Origin of the sequence: Oceanibium sediminis, assembly GCF_003265325.1 — a bacterium.
Classification (GTDB): Bacteria; Pseudomonadota; Alphaproteobacteria; order Rhodobacterales; family Rhodobacteraceae; genus Halovulum; species Halovulum sediminis.
This window is the reverse complement of sequence record NZ_QGNX01000001.1, coordinates 1-24,557: the sequence shown is the minus strand read 5'-3', so window position 1 is coordinate 24,557 and position 24,557 is coordinate 1. Positions and strand designations below refer to the sequence as shown.

The following is a 24,557-nucleotide window of genomic DNA, read 5'->3' as shown; positions in this document are numbered from 1 at the left end:
GGGCCTGTCGCGGGGCGATGCAGCTTGGGGGCCTGCGAAAGGCGGTTAGGGCAGCCGCCGCTCTGCCGCGCCCTGCCCGGGCGTCAGGAGCGGAGGCGCGCAAGCAGGGTGTCCGCCCCTGACGCCATCCGGCGCAGGCGCTCACCCGCGGGCACGATATCCGTCACTTGCCCCACGCCCTGGCCCGCGTAGAGCGCCATCGCCTCCAGCTCGCCCGTCGTCGTGCGCAGCGGGGAATCTGTGCTGAAGCGCAGGCGGGCCACGTCATCGTCCCAGGCGATGGCCTCGCGCGGCAGGGTGGCGGGGTCATGCCCCAGAAGCCGGTCGCCGAGCGCTTCGGTCACGCTGTTCGCGAGGACCCGGACCGCGGCGCCGCGCGGCCAGTTCAGCACGAAGACATCCGTAAGAACCGTGTCCGCCGTCCCGGCTGCCACCAGCCGGCGCTTGTGCTCGTCATGGGCAAAGGATTCATCGGTCGGGATAAAGGCGGTCCCGCAGTGGACGCCCGAAGCGCCCATCGCCAGCGCCGCGGCGAGGCCCCGCCCGTCGACGATCCCGCCGGAGACGACGACCGGCACCCGGCTTTCGCCAAGGATCGCCGCGGCCAGCGCGAAGGCGCCCGTGCGCCCGTGAACATGGCCGCCGGCCTCGATCCCCTGGGCGATCAGCACGTCGGCGCCGGCGGCCTCGGCCTCGCGCGCGGCCTGAAGCGTGCCGACCTGGTGCAGTACGAGGCAGCCTGCCGCCTTCACCCTTTCCACCGCGCCGGGCACCACGTCCCAGAAGAACGAGAACGCCCCGACGCCAAGGTCGAGGCAGCAGGCGATCTGCGCGTCGAGCAGGTCCGGGTCGGTGGCCGCCGGGATCAGGTTGACGGCGAAGGGCCGGTCCGTGGCGGCGCGCAGGGCGCGCACCTCGCGCGCGATCAGGCCGGGCGACTCGCGCACCATGCCGAGCGTCGGAAACCCGCCCGCCTCGGCCACGGCGGCGGCCAGTTCCCAGCGGGACACGCCGCCCATGCCGGCCAGCAGGATCGGAACCTCGCAGCCCAGAAGCGCGCAGAGCGGGGTGCGCAGCGCGGGGTGGCACCCATTCGTCATGCCGCGCCCCCCTGCCGAAGCTGCTCATGCAGGTACGCCCGCAGCACCACGGCCTGGTTGTGCTCGCGGTCCTTCGCGCCGTAAAGCAGGACAACCGGCCCTTTCCGTCGCCAGGACAGGCAGCGTTCGACCGCTTCGTCGTTCTGGTCCAGCTCGGCGCAATAGCAGCGCTGGAACGCGTCCCACTTCCCGGGGTCGTGGTGGAACCACTTTCGCAGCGCGTCGCTCGGGGCCACCTCCCTTATCCAGTCGTCCAGCTCCAGGGCCTCTTTCGAAACACCGCGCGGCCAGACGCGATCGACCAGCAGCCGCGCGCCCGGTGCCGCGCCGGGCGCATCATAAACCCGGGCGAGGGCGATATCCGGGGCGTCGGTCATGTCGGGGCGTCGCCGTCCATCAGCTCCAGCGCCTTGATCGAATGGGCGTAGGCCGCGCCCGCGCGCATCTCTGCCGCGACCCAAATCGCTTCCATGATCTGTTCGCGCATCGCGGCGATGCGCGCGCCCGGCACCGGCCCGCCGCCCTTGCGGATCAGCGGGAATACCATGAGCTCCTCTTTCTTCATGTGCACCTCCATCTCTGCGATCATGCGGTGCAGGATCGCGGCCAGCCCGGCGGGGACGCCGCGGTCGGGTTCGTGCAGGTCCTCGATCATCTCGGCCAGCCTCAGAAGCTGGGGCAGCTGCCGCCGGTGGCTTGCGTGGTAGCGCGTCTCGATATGGCGGGTCAGCGCGGCGGGGTCGTGGATGGGGGCATCGTCGGTCACCGGGGACTCCTTTGCTCAGCGCAGGACGGGCACGGCGCCGGGGGCGGCCTGCGCGTCCTGCACCGCGATGTGAAGCGAGGTTGCGATACGCTCGGCGCGCAGGATCACATGCGCCGCGCCGGCCGGTGTGCAGACCTCGCGCGCGGTTTCCCGGAACAGGGCCAGCCAACGCTCGAAATGCGCGGCCTGAACGGGCAGGGGCGTGTGCGCGGGCACGGGGCGGCCATGATAGCGCCCGGTCATCAGCGCGACCGAGGACCAGAAGGCGACCATCCGTTCCAGGTGCGGGCCCCAATCGGCGATGCGTTCGGTAAAGATCGGGCCGAGCACCGCGTCGCGGCGCACCTTCGCGTAGAAGGCGTGCACGAGGTCGCGCAGCATGTCCTCGTCCAGGCCCGTTTCCGCCATGATCGCGGCCGTCATCGCCGGCCGGGCGGAGGGGGGCTGCGTGGGGGTTGCGGGCGTGGACATCGGGGGCCTCGTTGGTGGGTCTTGCAATAAAGGGTAGGTCTGTTAATAGGTATTGTAAATACCAATTCATAAAGGATGCTTGTGGCAATGCGCTTCACTTCCTTCACCGATTACGGGCTGCGCATGCTGATGCGCATGGCGAGCGACCCCGGACACGCCTTTTCCAGCGCGGACTTGGCCGAAGAGTTCGGACTGTCGCGCAACCACCTGGCCAAGATCATGCAGCGCCTGTCCCGCGCCGGACTGGTCGAGACGCGCCGGGGCGGTGGCGGCGGTGCCGTTCTTGCCCGCCCGGCTGAGGAGATCCGGCTCGGCGCGGTCATCCGCCTGCTGGAGGAAGACCAGGCGCTCGTCGAATGTTTCGGCGCGCAGAACGCCTGCACGCTGGACGGGTGCTGTGCGCTGAAAACCCGGCTGCGCTCTGCCGAGGCGGCGTTCCTGGCCGATCTTGACCGCTCGACGCTGGCCGACATCGCGCTCTCCCCCCTCCAGTTCGCATGAAAACGGGACCTGACGCATGGCCATGACCTCAACCCTGACATCGACCGAACGCCAGATCGGCATGGCACTGTCGATCCTGCTCGTGTGCCTGGGCCTTGTGATGGCGGGGGTGGCGAAACAGGGGCCGATGATGGTGCATGGGGGAATGGCCGTCGCGCTGGGGCTCGTGCTCGTTTTCGTTCTGGGCGGGGCGCTTTATGACCAGCCGGAACCTTCGCCGGAGCGTTTGACCCAGTATGACGACGCGCCGATCCGCTTCGGCATCGTCATGACGCTGATCTGGGCGGTGGCGGGCATGGCCGCGGGCGTCTGGCTGGCCGCGCTGATGTACTGGCCCGAGGCGACCCCGCCCTGGCCGGCCACCAGCTACGGGCGGCTGCGCCCTGTCCACACCTCGGGCGTGATCTTCGGCTTTGGCGGCAACGCGCTGATCGCCACCTCGCTCTACGTTCTGCAACGCACCTCGCGGGCGCGGCTGGCGGATGCGCTCAGCCCGTGGTTCGTGCTGATCGGCTTCAACCTGTTCTGCGTCTGGGCCGCGACGGGCTACGTCATGGGGCAGACCCAGTCCAAGGAATATGCCGAGCCGGAATGGTACGCGGACCTCTGGCTGGTGTTGGTCTGGGTGACCTATTTCGCGCTTTATATCCGCACGCTGGCGCGACGGGCCGAGCCGCATATCTACGTCGCCAACTGGTACTACATGGCTTTCATCCTTGTCGTGGCGATGCTGCACATCGTCAACAACCTGGCGATCCCGGTCACCTGGGGCGCGGGGGAAAGCTTCACCATCTGGTCGGGCGTGCAGGATGCGATGATCCAGTGGTGGTACGGGCACAACGCGGTGGCGTTCTTCCTGACGGCCGGTTTCCTGGGCATGCTCTACTATTTCCTGCCGGTGCGCGCCGAGCGCCCGATCTGGTCCTACCGGCTGTCGATCCTCAGCTTCTGGGGCATCGTGTTCTTTTACATGTGGGCGGGCTCGCATCACCTGCATTACACCGCGCTGCCCTACTGGGTGCAGACGCTGGGCATGACCTTCTCGGTCATGCTGCTGGTGCCGAGCTGGGCCTCCGCCGGGAACGCCATCGCCACGCTGAACGGCGCCTGGCACAAGGTGCGTGACGACGCGACGCTGCGGTTCATGTTCGTGGCCGCCGTCTTCTACGGCCTGTCCACCTTCGAGGGGTCGTTCCTTGCGATCCGCCCCGTGAACTCGCTGTCGCATTACACCGACTGGACGGTGGGGCACGTGCATTCCGGCACGCTGGGCTGGGTGGCGATGATCGTGTTCGGCGCGATCTACAGCCTGGTGCCCAAGCTCTGGGGGCGCGAGGACATGGCCTGGCCCCGCGCGGTGGAGTGGCACTTCTGGCTCGCGGTGACGGGGACGCTGATCTACGTCGTCTCGCTCTGGAACGCGGGGATCACGCAGGGGCTGATGTGGCGCGCCTATGACGAGGGCGGCGCGCTCAGTTACAGCTTCATCGAGTCGGTCGAGGCGATGCTGCCCTATTACGCCGCGCGCACCCTTGGCGGCGGGCTGTTCCTGGCCGGTGCGCTGCTCTGCGCGCTGAACTGCCGCGCGACGATGTGCGCCGCGGGGGACCGGGTGGACGTGAGCGACCGCCCCCTCGTGGCCCAACCGGCGGAGTAAGGCGATGCTGAAGCTGCACTACAACCTGGAAAAGATCTCCATGGGGCTGGTGGGGGCGATCATCGCCGTCGCCTCGGTCGGCGGGATCGTCGAGATCGCGCCGCTCTTCACCATCGAGGAAACGGTCGAGATCCCCGCCGACATGCGCCCCCACACCCCGCTGGAACTGGCGGGCCGCGAGATCTACATCCGCGAGGGTTGCTATGCCTGCCATTCCCAGATGGTGCGCAGCCTGGCCGACGAACTGGATCGCTACGGGCCCTATTCGCTGGCCGCCGAAAGCGCCTACGATCACCCGATGCTCTGGGGCTCGAAACGCACCGGGCCCGACCTGGCGCGCATCGGCGGGAAATACTCCGATTCCTGGCACATGGCGCATCTGATCGACCCGCGCAGCGTGATTCCGGTGTCGATCATGCCGGCCTATCCCTGGCTGACCCGCGCGCTGGACACCCGCCTGATCGAGGACAGCCTCGCCACGCTCGCCCGGCTTGGCGTGCCCTATGACGCGGACATGATCGAGAACGCCACAGCCGACGCGCTGGCGCAAAGCCGCCCCGATTCCGACGGCGCGGAGGGCGTGCGCGACCGCTACGGCGAAGATGTCCCGCTGCGGGACTTCGACGGAGACCCCGACCGCTTGACCGAGATGGACGCCGTCGTCGCTTACCTTCAATCCCTTGGTACCTTGACCGGCGAGGCCCGTCGCCTGATGGCGGAGGAGGACGAATGAGCCACGAAACGCTCGTGCTGATCGCCAGGATCCTCGGCCCGCTGTGGATGGGCGGCTTCATGCTGGTCGTGCTGATCCGCGCCTACAACCCGCGCAGACGTGCCGAGCAGGAGCGGATCGCCCGCTCGATCCTGCCCGGAAACGACGGGGAGGCGGGCGAATGACGACCGACCCGAAAACCCTTCCCGGGGCCGACCCCCACACCGGCAACCGCGAGATCGACCCGGTCACGGGCTATGACACCACCGGCCACGACTGGGGCGGCATCCGGGAGCTGAACACGCCCTTCCCGAAGGTGGCGCTGATCGCCCTTGTGCTGACCTTCGCCTATTCGCTGGTGGCCTGGGTCCTGTTGCCCACATGGCCGCTGGGGCGCGACTACACGCGGGGCATCCTGGGGCTCGACCAGCAGGAAATGGCGGAAGAGCAGTTGCGCGCCCTCACCGCCCTGCGCGCCGACTGGCTGGCGCGCTTCGAGGACCCCGACTTCGGCGCGCTGGCCGACGATGACGCGCTGATGGCCGTCGCGATGCCCGCGGCCGACCGGCTTTATCGCGACAATTGCGCGGCCTGTCATGGCGGCGACGGCGGCGGCGGGCCGGGGTATCCCGTGCTGCGGGACGAACACTGGCTCTGGGGCGGCGCGCCGCCGGATATTGCCCTGACCCTTCAGGTGGGCATCAACGCCGAGCATCCCGAGACCCGCCTGGCGCAGATGCCGGCCTTCGACTGGATGGAGCGCGGCGAACGCCTTGCCCTGTCGGACTACGTCGCGTCGCTGCCGTCGGGCGCTGCCGACCCGGACAGCCCGGGCGTGCCCCTGTTCGCGGAAAACTGCGTGGCCTGCCACGGTGACGGCGGCGCAGGCGGATTGCTGAACGGGGCGCCGTCCCTGACCGATGCGGCGACGATCTATGGCCAGGACGTTCAGCGCATCATGGAAACGCTCTGGCAGGGGCGGCAGGGGCACATGCCGCAATGGTCCGACCGGCTCGACAAGGCCGAGATCAACGCGCTCGCGCTCTACGTCGCGCGCATGAGTGCTGAGGAGGGGGGCGAATGACGGCGCGCGGCCAGAAACGTCTCGCGCTTCTCGCCGCTGTCGCGGCGGTGGGGCTGCTGCTCGCCGCCAATGCGCACCTGGTGATGGCGGCGTTCCGCTCGCAGCCCGATTGCGTCGCGGTCGAAGGTGCCGTCGCGCCTGCCAAACGCGTCTGCTGAAAGGCCCCCGATCATGCTGGAACCGCTTCCCACCGTCCGCCCGCCGCAGCGCCCCGCCTCGTCGCTGGCGCGCAACCTGCCCGCGGGGGCCGCCCTCGGCTGGCTCGGCGCGGGCTGGCGGGATTTCCGCGCCGCACCCAAGCAGAGCCTCGCCTACGGCGGCTTTCTCCTGCTTCTTTCCTATGCGGTTCTGTGGGGGCTGGCGGCCACGGGACTGCTCTACCTCGCGCTGCCGGCGGTTTCGGGGTTCCTGATCGTGGGGCCGTTCCTGGCGATCGGGCTTTACGCCTACAGCCGCCGGCGGGCGGAGGGGCAGGCGACCACGCTGCGCCAGATGCTGCTGGTGCGCCCGGCGGCCGGGGCGCAACTGGCCTATGCCGGGTTGCTCCTGGGGCTGCTGGTGCTGTTCTGGCTGCGCGCGGCGGACCTGCTTTACGCGCTGTTCTTCGGCTTCGCGCCGCTGCCTGGCGCGGGCGACGCGCTGTCCAATGTCCTGACCACGCCGCGCGGCTGGGGGCTTCTGGCCGTGGGCTCGGCCATCGGGGCGCTGTTCGCCGCCTTCGCCTTCGCGCTGAGCCTGTTCTCGGTGCCGATGCTGCTGGCCGAGCGGCGCGACGCGCTGACGGCGCTGGGCCTCAGTTTCGCGATGACCACGCACAATCTGCGCCCCTGCCTCGCCTGGGGCGGGATCGTCGCCCTCGGCATGGCGCTCAGCGCCGCGACCGGGCTTCTGGGATTGGTCCTGGTGTTCCCCGTGCTCGGCTTCGGCACCTGGCACGCCTGGCGCGCCATCGCCGGGGAGGGGGCGTGACCTCGCTCGTCGTACTTATCCCCATCTCGCTCGGCATGGGGCTGATCGGGCTCTACGCCTTTGTTTGGGCGATGCGCCACAACCAGTTCGACGATCCCGACGGCAACGCCTGGCGCGTGATCGCGCCCGGGGAGCGGCCGCAACAAAACAACCCACCCGCAACGGAAGGCAGACGACATGACACCCTGGCTGACAACGCTGAAGACGACCACCCCGCAGGAGGGCTACGACCTCGCCGTGAAGATGGCCCGCGTCGCCGTCAAGATGACCCAGCCTGACGCCGCGGTGCGCGACAAGCTGCGGCCCGTCTATGCCGAGGACGCGGACGCCCTGATCGCCTCGAGCCAGGTCGTGGCTACGCATTTCGCCACGGTGGCGGCGGCCAACGACTACTGGCGAGAGGCGACCTAACGGCGGCGGAACGCACGGGGTTTTCCAGAGCAGGGCGCGGGGGCCTCGGCGGCGCGACCTCGCCCGGCCGAGACGCCGGTATCGGCGTGAACGTCCGCCGCTGAAGGGCTGCAGGAAAAAAGAATAGTGTCCGTGCCTGGCTCCGCCTCGCGGTCAGCCATCGCGCGAGTGTGTCGTGGAACGGACCGGCATTCGGTGCAGGGTGCCGTATCGCGAACAGAATCCACACCCTGAGGGCCGCCCGCAACCGGGTCAGGGCTTGCCCAAAGGCCAACCCTGCTGCATCGAGCCCACGCGCGGGCCGCGCGGCCAGAGCCATGCGCATGGGAACCCAATTTCCCGCAAGACGACCGGCAGGGCCCTGCGCACCCGCGATGCGAGCAGGCCAGGAGTGACGAGCATTGAGATACGCGATTTCCCGGCCCCCTCTGGCGTCATGGGCGCCCCTGACGAACGGGGCGTGATCCGGTGCCCAGCAAACCGAACACACATTCCCCCGCGGTCCCCGAGCAACGATTTAGCGCGGTTCCCGGAGCGCCACCGCCGCGCCCGCCCGCGATGTTGCGCGCGCCGCGCACGCGGGTGCGTCTGCGCCGCACCCTGCGCGCGCTCGGCCCGGCCATGTCCCGCCCGTCCATGCGTGAGGCTTTGCGCGCATCGCTGGGGGCGGGCTTGGGCCTTGCCCTTTGCGGTGCGATCCTGATCGCCCTGGGGGCCTGGGTCGGCTCAGCCCCCGGCCTGCTGCTGATCGCGCCGCTCGGCGCGACGGCGTTCCTGGTCTTTGCCGTTCCGAACTCCCCGCTCGCCCAGCCGTGGTCGGCGGTGGCGGGCAACAGCGCCTCCGCCTTTGTCGCGATCAGCGTCCTGCACCTGGGCTTGCCGGTCGAGTTGACCGCGGGCCTGTCCGTCTTTGCCGCTATGGTGGCGATGGCGGTCCTGCGCGCCATGCACCCGCCGGGCGCGGCGGTGGCGCTTGCGACGGTGTTGAGCGATCCGCTCTCCGGCGGTCTGGGTTTTGGTTTCGTGCTTGCCCCGGTGATGCTCGACACGGTGCTGCTGGTGGCGTTCGCCGTGCTCTACAACCGCACAACGGGGCGGCACTATCCCTTCCGCCAGCCGGCGCAGCCCGGGGCCCATGCGACTGCCGACCCCCCGCCGGAACGGCGGCTGTGGCAAAGCGCGGATGAGCTGACCGCCGTACTCGACCGGTTCAACCTGAGCGCCAACATCGGCGCCGAGGATTTCGGCCGCATCCTGGCCGCAGCCGAGGCCGAGGCCGCGCGTCGCCACTTCGAGGACCTGACCTGCGGCGCGGTCATGTCCCGTGACCTGGTCACCGTCGCCCCCGATACCCGCCTCGGCGTTGTCGCGGACCTCTTTCGCCGGCACAGGTTCAAGAGCCTGCCGGTCGTGGACGGGCAGGGCGGCTTGCGCGGCATCATCACCCAGAACGACCTGATCCAGCGCGCCCGCCTCGACCCGGCCGGCGTCGGGGCGGGTTTCGCCGCAGCCCTGACCAGCCAGGTCCGCGACCGGCGCCTGCGCGCGCGCGACATCATGACCGGCGACGTCCGCACCGTCGGCCCCGCCGAGAGCATCGGCGTCCTGGTCCGTTTGCTGGCCGACGGAGGGGTGCAGGCGGCGCCCGTGGTCGAAGGCCCACGCCTCGTCGGCATCGTGACCCGGTCGGACCTGATCGCGGTCCTTGCGCGCCAGACGCTTCTGGCCGGCGCCTTGCAGAAGATTGCGTGAGGCTGACGAGCTTTCGCACTGTAGTCATCTGTGTGGCCAAGAACATGCCTTGGCTGAATGACTTTAGGTCAGCAGCCAGTACGTGGCGAAGATAGCGTTGATATATTCCCTCTCCTCAGCACCCGCTGAGCCCTGTTTCAGAGGCGACATACCGTATGCGTTTCCCGCAACGTTCGTGTCCTGCAACCAACCGCGGGCGTCCCATTTTTCCACCATCAAACGGCGCGGCTTTCTCAGCTCGGTAGAAACGGCGGAATTGGGGCGATCCGCAGATCGTTTTCCTTTCGGTTCGCCACATGAAAGTATGGACCTCTCTTCCCTTCATCGCAGCGGCGGAAAACCAGGATCCCGGCTTTTAGGATAGATGATTGCGCGTCCGCGATGGTCGGTCAGGCGGCTTCGCTACCTAACCGAAGGCCATGATCCCCTCAATCCGGTCGCTTTAGACGCGCGGCCATCTCCGCGAAGCCCCGTGCTTCGGCGTGTTGGAGCGGCGTGACGCCGTCACGATCGGCCAGGGTCCGGTCCGCCCCGGCGGAGAGGAGCGCGTCGAGCACGGCCTGGTAGTCCGGCCCGCCGTCGCCGAGCACGACCGCCTCCATTACCGCTGTCCAGTGCAGGTTGTTGACGTGATCCAGCGGAGCGCCCGCCGCGATCAGGCGACGCACCACCTCGGCGTGGCCAAGATGCGCCGCGGCGATCAGGGCGGTTCCGTCGTAGGGGCTCGTCACGAGGCCCGGATCGTTGCCGAGTTCGATGGCGAGCGACATCAGCTCGGGGTCGTCGGCCACAGCCGCGATGGTCACGATGTCATAGGCGCGGTGCTCCAGCGCGTTCATGTCCTCGCCAGCCGCGGCCAGCGCGCGCAGGGCGTCGTCTTCCGATGCGAAGGCGGCGACATGGCCCGGCGTGCGGCCCTTCGGGTCCCGGGCATTCACGTCCGCGCCCTCTGCGACCAGGCGTTCGATGCCGGCGACATCGCCTTCGTGCGCGGCGATGAACAAGCCCTCGTATGCTGACAGCTCACGCGCGGAGGGTGCGGTCTGGGCCGTTGCCGCGCCGGCAAGTCCGACCAGAAGGGCGATAAGGGGAAGTCGGGCCATGATGGACTCCTTTGTCGTGATCCCGGGGTGGGTGGGTCCGCGCGCCATCCGCGCGGACCCGATGTGCCTTACTCGGCGCCAATCGCGTCGAGACCGGCACGCGCGCAGTCGGCGTCGGTCGCGCCCGAGGGCGCGCCGCCGACACCGATGCCCCCGACGAGGGCGCCGCCGACACGGATCGGCAGGCCGCCGGCCTGGATTACCAGGCGCGGGTCCATGTCGCGCAGACCGTCGTTCTGGGGGTTGGAGGCGATGAAATCGGCAAGCCCGGCGGTGTCACGGCCCAGACCAGCCGAAGCAAAGGCCTTGCCGGTGGCGCTGGAGGCGGTGTGCGGCCCGGAATTGTCTGCCTTCAGAAGCACCTTGGTGTTGCCGTCGCGGGCGACGATCGCGACGCTGACGTTGTGACCCTCTGCGGCACAGGCCTGAAGCGCGGCGTTCGCGGCGTCGCTTGCCATGGCGAGCGGCAGGTAGGGGCTTGTCGGCAGGTCCTGGGCGGCGGCGGCCAGGGGGGCTGCCAGGGCGGAAACTGTGGCGAGGATAGCGGTCGTTCTGAGCATGTCGGTTCTCCTTTGTTGGTGACAGGAACAGACTTACGCGATCACGCCGGGCCGCCCCATTCGTAGGGGGTGCAGGGCCCTCCGTAGAACTACGGAGCGTTTTCCGCCTCGATCCAGAGGCGCGTCATCTCCGCCGGGGAGGTCGTTCCGAGCTTCGCCCCGATGGCCGCCCGGTGGCTTTCCACGGTCCGGGGCGAGACGTCGAGCGCCAGGGCGATGTCACGGGTCGCGAAGCCGCGCGCCACCAGCGACAGCACCTCGCGTTCGCGCGGCGTCAGCCCGTCGATCAGGGCCAAGGTCTCGCGGCGTTCCGCCTGCTGGGCGGCGGCCCGGCCAAGGGTCGCCTGTCCCTTCTGGATGGCGTCGATCAGGTCCTGCTCGTCCACGGGTTTGGACAGGAAATCGATGGCGCCGTTGCGGAACGCCTTTCGGCACGCCTCGATATCGCCATGGCCCGAGATCACCACCGTCGGCCAGGTCACACCGCCCGCCGCCAGACGTTCCTGCAGCTTTAGCCCGGAAATCGCTGGCATCCGGATATCGAGGATCAGGCACCCCGGAACCAGCGTCGGCAGAGCCTGCAGGAAATCCTCGGGGCCGGGAAATGTCCTGACATCGATCCCCACCGTCGACAGCAGCAGTGAGAGCGCCGCGCGCACCGCCGCGTCGTCATCGACAAGATAGACCGGCGCGGTCATTCCGCCGCCTCCCGGCTGGCCTGCGCCAGCGGCAGCGTGACGCGGAAGTGCGCGCCCACTTGCGCCTCGACGACCGCCAGGTCGCCGCCGGCGCGCTCCACCAGGCGTTGGCTCAGCGCAAGGCCCAGTCCGGTTCCGTCGGCACGGGTTGTCGCGAAGGGCGTGAACAGGCGGTAGCGGATATCTTCGCTGAGGCCCGGGCCGCTGTCGGCGACGTCGATTACCGCGCTGTTGCCGTCAATCGATGCCTCGACCGTGACCTCGCGCCTGCCTGTGCTTTCCGCGACGGAGTCGAGCGCGTTGCGGATCAGGTTGAACAGCACCTGTTCCAGCTCCACGCGGTCCGCCGTGACGGTGAGCGCGGTTCTTGGAAGGGAGACTGCCAGCCGCGCCCCGATTTCCGCCGCCTGTGCCGAGAGCAGGGTTTCGGCGACGCCGATACATTCCCTGACGTCGATCGGCTCGGGCTTCGGCCCCTGCGGGCGGGTCCAGTTGCGAAGGCGTTCCAGGATCGAGGACGCGCGCCGGGTCTGCTCCACGACACCGTCCAGCACCCCTGCCACCCGTTCGGTCTGCCCGCGCGCGGCCAGGTGGCGCGCGGCCTGGGCCTGCGCCAGGATGGCCGTCAGGGGTTGGGTCAGCTCATGGGCCATTCCGCTGGCCATTTCGCCAAGGGCGTTCACGCGGGAAGCATGGCTCAGGCGGGATTCCAGCCCGCTCAGCTCGGCGCGTTTCTCTGCCGCGCGCACCTGCGCCCGCTGCTTCATCACCGCGTGCAGAACAAGGGTCAGCAGCGTGATCAAGGCGACGACCGAGGCGATCCTTCCCGGCGGCAACATGTCTGCAAGCGTCAGCGTCATCCCCGTTTCAAGGCGCAGCGGCTGCGTGTTGCTCGCCAGCGCGCGCGAGAATTGCGGCGCCGCCATGTCCGGGCCGCTGCCAAGGATCATCGCGCCATCCGGCAGGATCAGCCGACGCGCCGTCCCATGCTCCGCCCAATAGGCGGAATCGCCGTTCAGCAGGGCAGCCGCGTCGATCACCAGCGCCAACCCGTAACGCGCCGCGTCACTGTTGGGGCTGCGCTTGACGATCATGTAAGCCGGGCGCTCAGACGGATAGCGCAACAGAACGGGGGCCCCGCGCGACGCAAGGGCGGCGTCGCGGATGATGCCCCGGATATCCGCGTCCTGCACGCCGATTTCCAACGCCGGGGCCTGATGGTCGAGCGCCACGAGAAAGATGCCGATGATCCGCGGATAGAAGCGCATGACCGCGCCGGAGACCTCGCGGAACAGGTCGGCCCGCTGCTCCGCCCCCGCGATTGCAATGGCCGAAAGGGCGGTCATATGCGCATCATGCTGGTTGACGCGCTGCGAGGCGACCGCGTGCAGACGCGCGCTTTCCGCCGTCAGTTCGGACAGATGCGCGCGGCGTTCCAGAAGGGCGACCACCGCAACCGCCAGGCAGCACGCCAAAAGCCAGCCCGTGATCCAGGCGGGGGACCATGGCCATCCGCCTTGGGGTGAGGAATTTCTGTTCGTCACGGGTCCAGTCCAATGGGGTGATCCGGGGGGGGCGGGTGAAAGAAAGGATACCATAAGCATCCGGCCGTGATTTGATATCCGTAGGACTACAGAGACAGGGCGCAACGGCAAGCCCGCGCGTGCTTTAGGGATCCGGGTGGCCCCGAAGGCGGCAGTCTGACTTCCTGCGGTCATTCTGCATTTGGGCGTCACCGTCCGAAAGGGCAGCCAACATGCGCAAACCGACGTCTCAGCTTGGCCTGCTGTGCTTTTCCGCGATCCCGGCCGCCAAGGCCCTTGCCTGAAGGGCTTCAGCCATCCCCGGATCCGTGAAGGGGAAATCCAGGAAATGCGACGGGCTCAAGTCGACGCGTTGTACCATCCTTTGAAACGCCTCGGTCCCCGTGATCCCGGCGTTGCCAGACGCCGCCGCGGCATAGACCAGCGCATTCCATGCCCCCAGGGGATTACGCTCATGCCCCTCACGGGCCAGCTCTGTCGCGGTCTCGACCTGCCCGTCCAGAAGTCGTGAGAGGGCGATCAGCGAGAAATAGAGCGGGTTCTGCGGATCGAATGACACCCGCCGCATCATTTCCTCCAACCGGCGCGCGCCGGCCTCAAGCGATCCCGACAGGATTTCACTCGTCGCAATCGTCAGGTGCGCCAGGTGAAACGAGGGGTTGATGGCCAGCGCCCGGCGACAATCGAGACCGGCGCCCTCATGTTCGCCGAGCAGCCAGAACCGGACGTTGCCCCTAGTCCGCAAGACCCAGTCGCTCGACTGGTCGATCTCCACGGCGCGATCGCACAGCGCCATGGTCCGCTCGGGGTCGGTGGTAAGTTCGCTGAAGGGGATCAACGGGATCATCTGCGTCTCAACCGAGGCCAGCATGGCAAGCGCGATCGGATGGTCCGGGGCCAGCCGCACCGCTTGTTCCAGCGCGGCCCGAGCTGCCCGCCAGTTCCGCCGCCGGAAGCGGCACATGTGCCAGGCCGCCTTCGCCATCAGTTCTTGGGTCGAAAGGCTGGCATCGTCGATCTGCGCGAATTCGGACCCGTCGCCCATGATCATGCGCACCCGAAGCTGCGCCGAGATAGCGTCGGCCACCTGGCCCGGCAAATCCCAGATCGCCGCGTCCTCGGCCTGTTCCGTCGCGGCATGAAGATCGGCGCCGTAGCCCCGGCGGGCAATGCGAAAGAAGATCCGCGCGCTTCCGGACCGCTCGGAGACCCGCCCCGAGATCACGTACTTCGCCCCGGGGCGGCCATCCGGCTCCGTCACCAGCGCAACCCCCCTGCGGGGCGAAAGGCGCACGATCAGCTCTTCGAACAGCGCCTCGGCCAGTTCCTCCGCGATGCCCGGCGCGGCGCGGAACCGCTCGACGAAGATCACCGGCAAGGCGCCCATGGGATCCTCGGCGGTGCGGCCATTCAGGATGTATCCTTGGCCGATCACCGTCTTCACGATGGTCCTGTCCCGGTCCATCAGGGCGCCGCGGATGTCCTTGATGCATTGCACAAGGCTGTCATCGGTCACCGCGACATCGGGCCAGACGACCTCGGCCAGCGCGTCCCGCGAAACGAGCTGACCGGGGGTTCGCGCAAGCTCAACAAGGATCTTCAGCGATTGCGTGCGAAGCGACAGCACAGCGCCCGAGGCATCCCGCAGCGTCTGGCTTGAAAGCTCGAACGTGCTGGCCCCGAGGATGAGTGTCGCCTTGCCCGCGTTTTCCATGTTATGAGTTCCAGTCGGTTCGGGTGACGCCCGGGCCCCGGGCGCCGATACCCGCACCCCGGGGCAGGCCCGGAGGCCGTGCCGACGGTCGCGGTCTGCGCACTGTATCCCAAATGCGGCCTGTCGCCTGCAACTTTCTGGCCAAAGGCTGCTCGCTGGCCACGGTTCCGGCTCAGGTGACGCAATAGTCGCACGACAGCTTGCGCAGGAAGCGAAGGCGCTTGTCGAGCGGCATCTCGGCCACGCCGGGGTGCGTCCAGTCCGCGTCGAGCGCATTCAGCTCCACCGCATCGCGCCCAATGGCTTGGACATAGGCCTCCACATAGGCCGCAGCGGGCGCGTCAAGGATCAGGTAGTGATCACCGCCGAGGGTGAAGATGTCGATCTCGGTGATCTTGAGCGTCGCCAGAAGCCCGGGCGTCGCCCCATCGAAGGCGGAGCCGATCCGAACGGCAAACTGCTCCGCCCGCGCCGGAAGGACGGCAAGAAGGGCTAGGCCGGTGAGTGTGGCGGTAAAGGCTGTGCGGTTCATTTCGTGGGTCCTGACATGTCGGGTTTCGGGGACGGGTTCATGAACCAACGTCGCACCTGTCGCGATCCTGCGCAGGAAAGCCACACGAAATCGGAACGAAATTTTCGCTGATCCGGGTGGGCAGGAGAAGGAACCGTCGAGGCTCACTCGTGTTCCGCCAAGCTGGTCGGCCGCCGTTTCGCAAGGTGCTGGTCGAGAGCGGGGCTGAATTTCTGCCCCGTATCCTCTGCCACTTGCCCTTGGGAATCGACTGTCCCTGCCCCCCGCCCATCCAAGAACCGGGCGCCCGGCACCGGCGGGTCACTTTTGCACGCGAACACCACAAGTTTGTCTAATTTGAGCGAAATTGGACGGATAGGTGAAACTCGGGGTATCAAGGTCCGCCGCGCCCTTTTCCATTTGGTTCGGGTGCGACGGTAAGGAATTGAGATGGCTAGAAGTATCAGCGTCATTTACGTGACCAGCGTTGAGCTGGACCACATCGTCATGACAGGGATTCTTCAGAAAAAGTGGTCTCAGGCAAAGGTCAAGCGCGTCCACACCGCCGAGTCGTTGGAAAAGGCCCTGCACGAGGCTTCCTGGGACGCGATCCTCTTTCACGAAAGCGGATCGGGGTTGAAGCTGGAAGACGTCCTGCGCGTGCGCGGCGAATCCGTTCAGAAGCCCGCTTTCATCTTTCTGTCCGACGCGGCGGAAATCGAAAGGACCCGGGAAAAGCACGTCAGCGGCGACTACAGTGTCGTCAGCTTCAACAACACTGACGCCTTGATCAAGACGATCTACGACCTCGAAATCTCGCGCACCGTCACGAAGAAAACCGCTGTCGAGAAAAGCTCGGAAACCTACGAGCGCCAGTTCAAATCGCTGATCGAGATTTCCGCGGACACGCTTCTGGTGGTCCGCCCCGACGGGACGCTCGTCTTTGCGAACCCCGCCGCGAGCGAGTTGTTCGGACGCCCGATCGAGGAACTGGTCGGGCGCAACTTCGGCGTCACCGGCACGACCACCGCGCCCATGGACGTGGAGATCGTGCGCCCGAAGGGCGACCGGCTGATGGCCGAGATCCGCGGCTCCAAGGTGTACTGGGACGGCGAGGATTGCCAGCTTGTAAGCCTTCGCGACGTGACCCGCCGCCGCGAGATGGAAGTCGCGCTGGAGGAAAGCGAGGCGCGCTACTCCGCGCTGCTGGCGAATGCCGGGGACGGTATCGTCACTTTCAATGAATTCGGCGTGATCGAGGATTTCAACGGCGCGGCAGAGCTGATCTTCGGCTGGAAGCGCGAAGAAATCGTGGGCCGAGAGATCGGCGAGCTGTTCGACCAGGACCTCATGGACAAGCTGCCCGTGTCCGGGGATGCTGCGGGCGGCAAGGGGACGACGCCGCCGGCGCGCCCGCGCGCGGTGGAATGCACCGGCAAGAACCGGCTGGGCCACGCGCTGGCGCTAGAGATCGCTGTCTCCCACTTCCTTTTCCGCGGGCGGCAATCCTTCATCGGCTCGATCCGCGACATATCCGAGCGGAAGAAGATGATGCGCGATTTGCAGGCCAGCGAGGAACGTTTCCGGACCGCCTTCAGTAGCGCGCCGGACGCCATCGCCCTGACCGACCTTGAGGGGAACATCCTTCAGGTGAACCCGGAACTCTGTCGGCTGACCGGCTTCTCGGAACGGGAGTTGCTGCGCAGCAACCTTGCAGCGGTGATCCACCCCGAAGACCGCACCTCCGAGGAAGGCAAGAAGACGGCGCTCATCTCAGGCAAGCAGGAAACTATCGAGCGGGAGCTTCGCTTCGTGCGGAAGGGCGGCGGCGAATTCCTGTGCCTTGCAAGATGCGGGCTTATCCGCGGCTCAAACCGGGCCCCGATCCAGATTGTCGAGCATTTCCGGGACATCACGGAAAAGCGCAACATGGAAATGCAGCTGCGCCAGTCCCAGAAGATGGAGGCGATCGGCCAGCTGACCGGCGGGGTCGCGCATGACTTCAACAATCTGCTTGGCATTGTGATCGGCAACCTCGACCTGTTGCAGGAGGAACTTGCCGGCAACACGCTGGCGGCGCACTACGCGGACACCGCGCTGGACGCCAGCCTGCGCGGGGCCGAGTTGAACAAGCAGATGCTGGCCTTCGCCCGGCGGCAACCGCTGGCGGCCTCGACCGTGGATGTGGGGGCGATGCTGCGCGATATGTCCGGCATGATCCAGCGCCTGGTCGGTGAGCGGATCACCGTCATGATCGACGTCGTCGGGGACTGCGGGCCCTCAAAGATCGACGCCACGCAGCTACAGTCGGCCATCATGAACCTGGCGCTGAACGCGCGCGATGCAATGCCCTCGGGCGGATCGCTGTCGATAGAGGCCGAGCATGTGGTGATCGACGACACCACCGGCGGCCCGTCCAGGGACCGGGCCCCGGGCAACTACACGATGATCACCGTGGCGGATACGGGGCAGGGTATCGATCCGGCGGTGCTCGACCGGGTGTTCGAACCCTTCTTCACAACGAAGGAAGTGGGCAAGGGCACGGGCCTTGGGCTGAGCATGGTGTTCGGCTTCATCAAGCAATCCGGCGGGCATATCGCGATCGACAGCGAACTGGGGCAGGGCACCGCGGTGCACGTGTATCTTCCCAGCGTCGACATGAAGGAGCTGGAGAACGAGAACGGGGCCACGTCGGGGGCCGCGCCAAAGGGGCTGGGCCACACCATCCTGCTTGTCGAGGACAACGACAGGCTGCGCGAAATGGCGACGAAGCAGCTGGAAAAGCTGAACTACACGGTGATCGATGCCTGTGACGCGGCATCGGCCATGAAGATCATCGAACGCAAGGATCCGATCGACCTGCTGTTTACCGATATCGTGATGCCCGGCCCCATGGATGGCGTGGAACTCAGCGAGGCCGCGCGCGCCGTGCGCCCGAACCTGCCGGTGCTGTTCGCGTCGGGTTTCAGCGACCCGTCGGTGATCGGGGGAATCTCACCGACCGACATCTTCCTGCGCAAACCCTACCGGCGCACCGAGCTGGCGGCGGCAGTCAGTTCCGCCCTCAAGGACGAGCGCTACGCACGCGCCTGAATTCGGATTGGTGATCGGGCAGGCGCGGGATGCGGGTCCGTCAGTTGCCGTTGACCATCATGTAGCCGATGCCGCGCACGGTGCGGATGATGGTCCGCGCCTCGCCCGCGTCGGCGAACTTGGTGCGGATCCGGCTGACAAGGCCGTCGATCAGGCGGTCGTAGCTCGCCCAGTCGTCGCCACGAAGCGCGTCGAGCAACTGGTTGCGTGTCATCACCCGCCCGCGGTTTCGCGCCAGCGCCAGAAGCAGGTCGAATTCCGAGGTCGTCAGCTCCACGTCGCGGCCGTCCGGCGTGGTCAGGCTGCGCGAATGGCTGTCCAGCTTCCAACCGAAGATGTTTACCGGGCCCGAGGATGCGTCGGAGCTCGTCGCTTCCTCCCGGTCGTCCGCCTGCCTGCCGATCTGGTACTTGTTTTTCTGCGTGCGCCGATAGACGCTGTTCAGGCGCGCGCGCATCTCTCGCAGGCGGAACGGTTTCGGGATGTAGTCGTCCGCGCCCAGTTCCAGCCCGACAACGGTGTCGATCTCGTCCGCCAGCCCGGTCAGGAAGACGATTCCCACATCCGACTTGCGGCGGATTTCGCGCGCGATCTCGATCCCGCTGCCGTCGGGCAGCATCACGTCCAGCACGAACATGCTGATCGGCTGTTCGGCGGCCCGGGCCTTCATCTCGGACAGGCTGCCCGCTGTCACGACGTCGAACCCTTCAAGCTTCATTCCCACGCGCACCAGTTCGGCGACCTCGGGTTCGTCGTCCACGATCAGAATGACCGGCTTCTGGCCAAATTCCGACTGCGGTTTATGCGTATCTCTCGGCATTGAAGTTTCCCCACATATTCACACACACGCACCGGCCCGACTGGAACCCAAGAATTCTATACAAACCAATCAGAGACATTTTACGCGGTGAATTACTGGCGCTGGGTCGGTCTTACCGGATCCGGACCGCAAATGCGATCCAGGTGTCGTGACCTTTTCCGATTGTCATAGGGGGATGGAATGGGGGCGAAATATTGGCCACGCAGTGACTTTAAGTTGATGTTTTTCAAGGAATCGCGCGCCATCCGGGAAGGGGGCCGTCACGACGACGGCCCGCCAGTCGCACGAAAGGCAGCGAAACACCGATTCAGCGCGCCATATCCGGCGATGGCGGCGTTTTCGCGCCTCAAGACCTCCAGAACCCGAGGTTCCTGAGCACCGGCCAGACCGTGGCCAGTTGCCCGCGCCCGCGAACCGTCACACTCAGCCCGTCAGGGCGTTCGAGAGAGATATCGACCACCTTCGGATGGCCCGGCGCATGGTTGCGGAAGATCTTGCCGTCCATGATCGAAACCGGCCCCTCGGGCGGGGCCCATTCGCCCGCGGGGATTCGCTTGATGAAGATCACGAACTCCGCGTTGGGACCGGCGTAATGGGCAAGGGTGGCGTGCTTGTCGTCCGCCTCGGCGTCGCCGTGGCTGGGCAGGCCAAACGCCGCCGAATACCGCTCCAACGCCCGGCGCGCCGCCTTCGGCTCGACAAAGTCGGTGCGGCGCCAGGTGTCATAGGCCGGGGGCATGTAGCTGATCAGCGGTGTCACGTCAGCGCGCGTCTGCGTCTGGCCGCTTTCAAGAAAGCTGAAGCTGGCCTGCTGCCCGTTCACGGCCGCGTCGAACGCCGCCGCACCGGCCCCCAGGAGGAGCGTCGTTCCCGCGATGAACAGCAGTTTCGCAGCGCCATTGGAGCCGGGTGTCGCGGCGGGTGCGGTCGTGCTTTTCATGGTGTTTCCTTTCTAACCCGTGTCCGTCGTCATTTGACGAAGCGGTAATGGTTGCCTTGGAAGTCGGGGTAGTCGCGGTTCGGACACAGGGCGAATCCGCCGCTGGCCGTCAGTTTGACGGGGCCGAGGGCTTCTACCTGGATCCCGGTGATCCCCCCCGGCGCTGCCGCGATATGCACCGAGCCCAGCGCCACGATCTGCGCATCGTTGAACTTGGCGGTGGATGGGAAGACGACGTCCCCCTTGGTCATCAGCGCGGCCCGCCCGCCAGCGGTGCAGCTGTCGGGCGCGCCCACTTCCGCGCCGCTGTTGCCGCCGATGCTCTGTGAGCCGGTGTTCGACGTGATCACGACCGAATCGCCGATGAAAGCGCCCGCCGAAATCATCACCGCGCAGTTCGTGACGATCACGTTCTTGAACAGGACCGCGTCGCTTTCCAGTTTCAGGGTCTTGTTCGACGGGCTTTCCGCCAGCGGCAGCGTACCGTTGCCACAGCGCACCCGGTACACGTTGCCGGGCGACAAAGCGGCGGGGTTGAAGTCGCTCTGGTTCACATCGATCTCGTGGCCATAACCGTTCAGGATGTACCCCGGCTGGTAGGGCGAGCGGATGTCCTGCAACGCCTCGAACAGCATAGGGATATCGGCGGTCAGCCGGGGATAGAGGTGCTCCTGCGCCAGGGCTTCCAGCAGTCCGGGGTTCGACTCGTACCCGGCCTGGGGCAGTTCCAGCATCGAAAAATCGGGCATCGAAACGATCGTGCCCTCCTCGAAACTGTTGGAGTTGCTCATCGAAACGCCGGTTTCCCCGTGCAGGCAGAACGGGGCCACGATCTCGTTCCCGGAGGTGAGTTCGGAATACTCGGCGCTGACGATGCCGTCGGTCATGCAGTCCGGCAGGAACCGCTGCACCATCGACGTGGCGCCGACGTCCCAGCTTTGTGCGGCGCCGATCATGTCCATGATCATCCAGGCAACGGGGTTCCCCAGGTCGGACGTGCGCTTCGCGGTCACCTGGATGGTGTCGGGATAAAGCGACGTGGTGTCGATCGTACCGTCAGCCGGATTCCACCGACCGACCTGGACCGTGTCGGGCGTCACCACCTCTCCGTAAACGGAGGGGCTCATGTGCAGCTTCGCCATGCGGACGGCCTCGGCGATTATCTCGGATTTCTGCGCGTTCGTGATTGCCCGGCCGGGTTGGGGCAGCTTCATGACCCCGGCATGGGTCGCCGCATCTACCGTCACCTGCAACATGGCCCTGTTGCGCCACGCGTTGGTGGTATCGATGGCCAATCCGCCGATCAGCAGCAGTATCGCCGTCCACAGGATGCCGAGGACCAGCGCGCCGCCCTCCTCGTCCCGACGAGCAGCCTGAATGCGCCGCGCCGCACGGCAGGCATGGGGCGCGGGGCGTGTCATGACGGTTCCTGGATCATGGTCGCGCGTGCGGTCATCACCCCGCTGCCGGCGACGCCGATGAAGTCGAAAAAGGTCACGCTGGAGATCGGAAGCTTGATGTCGACCCAAACCTCGGTGCCCGAGTTGCCCGCCGTCACCGCCGGGGTGGCGCCCAGAAGGTAGTCGGCCGACTGTGCGTAGCTGACGGCCCCGGACGCATCGACGATCCCGAGGGACATCTGGCGAACCGTGTCCCGCGCGACGTCCCACATACGGGAATGCGCGACCATGCTGAGCGTGACATCGAGCGAAAAGAACAGGACGAGGAAGAAGACCGGCACCCACAATACGAAAGCTGTGGTCTCGCTGCCGTTTTCATCCGCGATGAATTTTGCCTTGGGGCTTGCCATTGCTTGCGCCGCCTTCATGAGATTGGAGGGAATCTCGGGAAACTCTTTACGCACTGACAGGGTAGAGATGACGCTGACCATCGTTAGAGTTATTATTTGTGAGTAATATCTCCGAGTTGTGCAGAAAGTTTGCGATTGGGTTCGGGAGGTCTCGGCTTCAAGGCGCTCGACTGGTTTGCGTGGATTGTATTCAGTCGGCTGTCGGGGTGGTTGTGAAATAAAATATGGGGCGATGTAGTCGTACTACATTCTTAAAGTATTGTTTGTGATCGTTGCGTTTTAAAATGTAGTCAAATGTATGCTTAAAAACATCAGAAAATTAATGGATTCCGGGCTCACGTAGGGGGCTGCCACCCGAACTTCTCTCCAGGTCGGGTTCCCGGTTGCATGGGCCGTCAAGCCATGACCGCCGTTTACATAGTTTTGCGCGCAATCCGCACATACCTGAAATTCACAGGGTAAGAACTCCCGCCATGGTTAACCGCATAAGTAGGCTTTTCGTAACGATGTCCCGGAGTTTCCATGTGAAAATCATTCCTTAAACGAAGGAGTCCTGCGTTGACCGACATGCCTCACAGTGATCGCGCTGCCTATCATACCGAACCCCTCGCGCAGCGTATTCTGGCCCGTTCTGCCATGGCCGCGGAACAGATCCTGAACATTCAGTTGGACAAGTCGATTGTGCGTAAATACGCGATCCGCTTCTCCATCCTCTACGCGATGACGGGCGTGTTCTGGTACGTCGCCAGCCGCCACATCCTGGCCGTGATGAATTCCTTCTGAGTTTCGCTAACACCTCCTGATCCGTCGCCGGCCAAAACTTGGCTGCTGGAGGTGTCCTTCCCCCCTAGAACTGGGCCATTACATTGTCCGCGAGAGGGGGATTGGGCATGGCGAGGAAGCGACATTCAGACGAAGACATCTTGAAGCTGCTGCGTGAGATTGGGCTCAAGCTGACGGCTGGTGATGATGTGGCATCGGCGTGTCGGAGCGTCGGTATCAGCGATGCGACGTATTACAACTGGCGGAGGCGGTTTGGCGGGATGGGCCGGTCGCAGCTGTCGGAGATGAAGAGCCTGGAGAAAGAGAACGCGCGGCTGAAGAAGATCGTTGCGGAGCTCGAACTGGACAAGCTCATCCTCAAGGAAAGCCTGAGCCATCTAAAGCTCTGGGCGTGACCACAGAGGAGCTCCGTCAGGCCGTCATTCATACGCGCCAGAAGCTCGCGACGTCTGAGCGCCGGACGTGTCGGGTGATCGGCCTCGCGCGGAGCTCCTTGCAATACCGGCCGACCCCGAGAGACGATGATGCGCTGCGGTTGGCGATAAAGCGAGATCTCTAAACACAACCAGCTCGTAGAGGCCCTAAAAAAGATTCTTGTTTCGGATAAAGAGTTCGAGGAGGTGTTCGCAAGTGCTCGTGTATCGAAGGCGGCCTTGGCCCGATATATCCTGAGGGAGTTAGAGCACACTGCGTCGCCGGACAAAGGTGAGGAGGAGTGGGTCAATGCAGACCCTCACCAGATCACCCTTGAGCACATTCTTCGCAAAGCTCTCCCAGCGACTGGCAGAGAGAGTTTTGATGCTGATACTCACGCGGAATTCAAAGCCCGGCTTGGCAACCTTTGCCTCCTTCGGAGGAGCGAGAACAACGGTATGCCAAACGGTAGCTTCGCAGCCAAGAAGCCGTTTTTCGAAAAGAGTAGCCTGACTACCACCGCTGCACTCGGAGAATGCGAAGGCTGGTCACCGCAGGAGTTGGAAGATCGGCAGCAAAAGATGGCTACCCTTGCGCTGAAAGCATGGCCGGCTGCATAGGCTGACATTTTCCGGCGAGCCTAAGGGAGCGCTTCGCTCCCCTCAGGCAGTTCGGCTGTTCTTCGGGGCTACTCAGAACCTGCTTTCGGCGCGCATAGACTAAGGATGCAACGCTGATGCTTCCAGCAGATCAAGAGATCGCTTCAAGCTCGCTGCGGCGCGGAATTTCAATTGACAGGAACGGCTGCTCCGGGCCGGGAGCGCCGAGTTGCTCCGCCAGGGTGGTCACGCGGCACGCCGCAGCGCCGCATGACCGGTTCGAGCCCGTTTTACCGGATACTGCGCTATGTTCTAACGGCTGCTATGCGCATTGAGCGGGGTTGGCAATGCGCCGTTTTCCTTTGAAAGACTACAGGACGTACGGGATCTAGCGCTATTTTATGAAGAAGCAAATGGAAACAGGCAGATAAGGGTGAGCTACTCCCCATCCGTTGGACAGGATCTGGCGTAAATTAAGCTACTCGTTGCACCTGCTGATCGGGTTGGTTGATATCATTTCTCTGCCAATAGACCACGGCTGGCGG

The 24,557-nt window shown here is 65.8% G+C and carries 28 protein-coding genes; 14 read left to right on the top strand and 14 right to left on the bottom strand.

Annotation, left to right across the window (positions count from 1 at the left end; all coding sequences use genetic code 11):
- Positions 1 to 83 precede the first annotated feature (83 nt).
- From DJ029_RS00135 to DJ029_RS00120, 4 genes are read right to left on the bottom strand one after another with little or no spacing between them, the layout of a single operon-like run.
- The gene (locus DJ029_RS00135) at positions 84 to 1,100 is read right to left on the bottom strand and encodes an NAD(P)H-dependent flavin oxidoreductase (protein ID WP_112320304.1); all 1,017 of its coding nucleotides are present in this window, start codon (positions 1,098 to 1,100) and stop codon (positions 84 to 86) included.
- Positions 1,097 to 1,477, bottom strand: a complete 381-nt coding sequence (locus DJ029_RS00130) for a DUF488 domain-containing protein (protein ID WP_112320303.1) — start codon at positions 1,475 to 1,477, stop codon at positions 1,097 to 1,099. The genes DJ029_RS00135 and DJ029_RS00130 overlap by 4 nt, the downstream gene beginning before the upstream one ends.
- Positions 1,474 to 1,866, bottom strand: coding sequence for a hemerythrin domain-containing protein (locus DJ029_RS00125; RefSeq protein ID WP_112320302.1), 393 nt, complete (start codon positions 1,864 to 1,866; stop codon positions 1,474 to 1,476). Before DJ029_RS00125 ends, DJ029_RS00130 begins: the two co-directional genes overlap by 4 nt.
- A gap of 15 nt (positions 1,867 to 1,881) precedes the next feature.
- Positions 1,882 to 2,337, bottom strand: a complete 456-nt coding sequence (locus DJ029_RS00120) for a group III truncated hemoglobin (RefSeq protein WP_112320301.1) — start codon at positions 2,335 to 2,337, stop codon at positions 1,882 to 1,884.
- A gap of 87 nt (positions 2,338 to 2,424) precedes the next feature.
- Here DJ029_RS00120 and DJ029_RS00115 point away from each other — a divergent pair, with 87 nt between their 5' ends.
- The 10 genes from DJ029_RS00115 (at position 2,425) to DJ029_RS00075 (ending at position 9,423) form a co-directional block, all read left to right on the top strand.
- On the top strand, positions 2,425 to 2,838 hold the full coding sequence (locus DJ029_RS00115; protein WP_112320300.1) for an RrF2 family transcriptional regulator: 414 nt from the start codon (positions 2,425 to 2,427) through the stop codon (positions 2,836 to 2,838).
- Between the two features lie 22 nt (positions 2,839 to 2,860).
- Positions 2,861 to 4,495 carry a cytochrome-c oxidase, cbb3-type subunit I gene (ccoN, locus tag DJ029_RS00110; RefSeq protein ID WP_112321277.1) on the top strand — a complete coding sequence of 545 codons (1,635 nt, stop codon included), beginning with the start codon at positions 2,861 to 2,863 and terminating at the stop codon, positions 4,493 to 4,495.
- A 4-nt stretch (positions 4,496 to 4,499) separates the two neighbouring features.
- Entirely contained in the window at positions 4,500 to 5,228 is a 729-nt protein-coding gene (gene ccoO, locus DJ029_RS00105; protein WP_112320299.1) for a cytochrome-c oxidase, cbb3-type subunit II, read from the top strand.
- Entirely contained in the window at positions 5,225 to 5,392 is a 168-nt protein-coding gene (locus DJ029_RS00100; protein ID WP_112320298.1) for a cbb3-type cytochrome oxidase subunit 3, read from the top strand. The genes ccoO and DJ029_RS00100 overlap by 4 nt, the downstream gene beginning before the upstream one ends.
- Entirely contained in the window at positions 5,389 to 6,291 is a 903-nt protein-coding gene (gene ccoP / locus DJ029_RS00095) for a cytochrome-c oxidase, cbb3-type subunit III (protein WP_112320297.1), read from the top strand. Before DJ029_RS00100 ends, ccoP begins: the two co-directional genes overlap by 4 nt.
- On the top strand, positions 6,288 to 6,449 hold the full coding sequence (locus tag DJ029_RS21640; protein ID WP_157966210.1) for a hypothetical protein: 162 nt from the start codon (positions 6,288 to 6,290) through the stop codon (positions 6,447 to 6,449). The genes ccoP and DJ029_RS21640 overlap by 4 nt, the downstream gene beginning before the upstream one ends.
- A 13-nt stretch (positions 6,450 to 6,462) precedes the next feature.
- Entirely contained in the window at positions 6,463 to 7,260 is a 798-nt protein-coding gene (locus tag DJ029_RS00090) for a DUF2189 domain-containing protein (protein ID WP_112320296.1), read from the top strand.
- A complete protein-coding gene (gene ccoS, locus DJ029_RS22440; RefSeq protein WP_112320295.1) occupies positions 7,257 to 7,538 on the top strand; it encodes a cbb3-type cytochrome oxidase assembly protein CcoS in 282 nt (93 codons plus the stop codon). The genes DJ029_RS00090 and ccoS overlap by 4 nt, the downstream gene beginning before the upstream one ends.
- Positions 7,438 to 7,671, top strand: coding sequence for a hexameric tyrosine-coordinated heme protein (locus DJ029_RS00080; RefSeq protein WP_112320294.1), 234 nt, complete (start codon positions 7,438 to 7,440; stop codon positions 7,669 to 7,671). The genes ccoS and DJ029_RS00080 overlap by 101 nt, the downstream gene beginning before the upstream one ends.
- A gap of 558 nt (positions 7,672 to 8,229) precedes the next feature.
- Positions 8,230 to 9,423, top strand: coding sequence for an HPP family protein (locus tag DJ029_RS00075; RefSeq protein WP_112320293.1), 1,194 nt, complete (start codon positions 8,230 to 8,232; stop codon positions 9,421 to 9,423).
- A gap of 428 nt (positions 9,424 to 9,851) precedes the next feature.
- Here the strand turns inward: DJ029_RS00075 and DJ029_RS00070 are convergent, their stop codons facing one another.
- The 6 genes from DJ029_RS00070 to DJ029_RS00045 all read right to left on the bottom strand — a co-directional run bounded on the left by DJ029_RS00070 (position 9,852) and on the right by DJ029_RS00045 (position 15,574).
- Positions 9,852 to 10,526 (bottom strand): ankyrin repeat domain-containing protein, encoded by a 675-nt coding sequence (locus DJ029_RS00070; RefSeq protein ID WP_112320292.1) that lies wholly within the window; start codon positions 10,524 to 10,526, stop codon positions 9,852 to 9,854.
- Between the two features lie 68 nt (positions 10,527 to 10,594).
- On the bottom strand, positions 10,595 to 11,086 hold the full coding sequence (locus DJ029_RS00065; RefSeq protein WP_112320291.1) for a GlcG/HbpS family heme-binding protein: 492 nt from the start codon (positions 11,084 to 11,086) through the stop codon (positions 10,595 to 10,597).
- Between the two features lie 89 nt (positions 11,087 to 11,175).
- Entirely contained in the window at positions 11,176 to 11,784 is a 609-nt protein-coding gene (locus DJ029_RS00060; protein ID WP_112320290.1) for a response regulator transcription factor, read from the bottom strand.
- Entirely contained in the window at positions 11,781 to 13,328 is a 1,548-nt protein-coding gene (locus tag DJ029_RS00055; RefSeq protein ID WP_232822919.1) for a sensor histidine kinase, read from the bottom strand. Before DJ029_RS00055 ends, DJ029_RS00060 begins: the two co-directional genes overlap by 4 nt.
- A 229-nt stretch (positions 13,329 to 13,557) precedes the next feature.
- Positions 13,558 to 15,042, bottom strand: a complete 1,485-nt coding sequence (locus DJ029_RS00050) for a winged helix-turn-helix domain-containing protein (RefSeq protein WP_157966209.1) — start codon at positions 15,040 to 15,042, stop codon at positions 13,558 to 13,560.
- 172 nt (positions 15,043 to 15,214) lie between these two features.
- On the bottom strand, positions 15,215 to 15,574 hold the full coding sequence (locus tag DJ029_RS00045; protein ID WP_112320288.1) for a hypothetical protein: 360 nt from the start codon (positions 15,572 to 15,574) through the stop codon (positions 15,215 to 15,217).
- Positions 15,575 to 16,003: 429 nt separating this feature from the next.
- Between DJ029_RS00045 and DJ029_RS00040 the strand changes: the two genes are divergently transcribed.
- Complete coding sequence (locus DJ029_RS00040; protein WP_112320287.1) at positions 16,004 to 18,646, top strand: PAS domain-containing hybrid sensor histidine kinase/response regulator; 2,643 nt, start codon at positions 16,004 to 16,006, stop codon at positions 18,644 to 18,646.
- A gap of 40 nt (positions 18,647 to 18,686) precedes the next feature.
- On the opposite strand, the gene DJ029_RS00035 is transcribed toward DJ029_RS00040, so the two are convergent.
- The 4 genes from DJ029_RS00035 to DJ029_RS00020 form a co-directional block, all read right to left on the bottom strand.
- Positions 18,687 to 19,466, bottom strand: a complete 780-nt coding sequence (locus tag DJ029_RS00035; RefSeq protein WP_112320286.1) for a response regulator transcription factor — start codon at positions 19,464 to 19,466, stop codon at positions 18,687 to 18,689.
- Positions 19,467 to 19,812: 346 nt separating this feature from the next.
- Positions 19,813 to 20,406 carry a hypothetical protein gene (locus tag DJ029_RS00030; protein ID WP_112320285.1) on the bottom strand — a complete coding sequence of 198 codons (594 nt, stop codon included), beginning with the start codon at positions 20,404 to 20,406 and terminating at the stop codon, positions 19,813 to 19,815.
- 29 nt (positions 20,407 to 20,435) lie between these two features.
- The gene (locus DJ029_RS00025) at positions 20,436 to 21,827 is read right to left on the bottom strand and encodes a TadE/TadG family type IV pilus assembly protein (RefSeq protein ID WP_112320284.1); all 1,392 of its coding nucleotides are present in this window, start codon (positions 21,825 to 21,827) and stop codon (positions 20,436 to 20,438) included.
- On the bottom strand, positions 21,824 to 22,216 hold the full coding sequence (locus DJ029_RS00020) for a TadE/TadG family type IV pilus assembly protein (protein ID WP_157966208.1): 393 nt from the start codon (positions 22,214 to 22,216) through the stop codon (positions 21,824 to 21,826). Before DJ029_RS00020 ends, DJ029_RS00025 begins: the two co-directional genes overlap by 4 nt.
- A 558-nt stretch (positions 22,217 to 22,774) precedes the next feature.
- Here DJ029_RS00020 and DJ029_RS00015 point away from each other — a divergent pair.
- From DJ029_RS00015 to DJ029_RS22500, 3 genes are all read left to right on the top strand, one after another.
- Entirely contained in the window at positions 22,775 to 22,999 is a 225-nt protein-coding gene (locus tag DJ029_RS00015) for a hypothetical protein (RefSeq protein ID WP_112320282.1), read from the top strand.
- 107 nt (positions 23,000 to 23,106) lie between these two features.
- Positions 23,107 to 23,394, top strand: a complete 288-nt coding sequence (locus tag DJ029_RS00010) for a transposase (RefSeq protein ID WP_112320281.1) — start codon at positions 23,107 to 23,109, stop codon at positions 23,392 to 23,394.
- Between the two features lie 156 nt (positions 23,395 to 23,550).
- Positions 23,551 to 24,033, top strand: coding sequence for an HNH endonuclease family protein (locus DJ029_RS22500; RefSeq protein ID WP_112320280.1), 483 nt, complete (start codon positions 23,551 to 23,553; stop codon positions 24,031 to 24,033).
- Positions 24,034 to 24,557 lie beyond the last annotated feature (524 nt).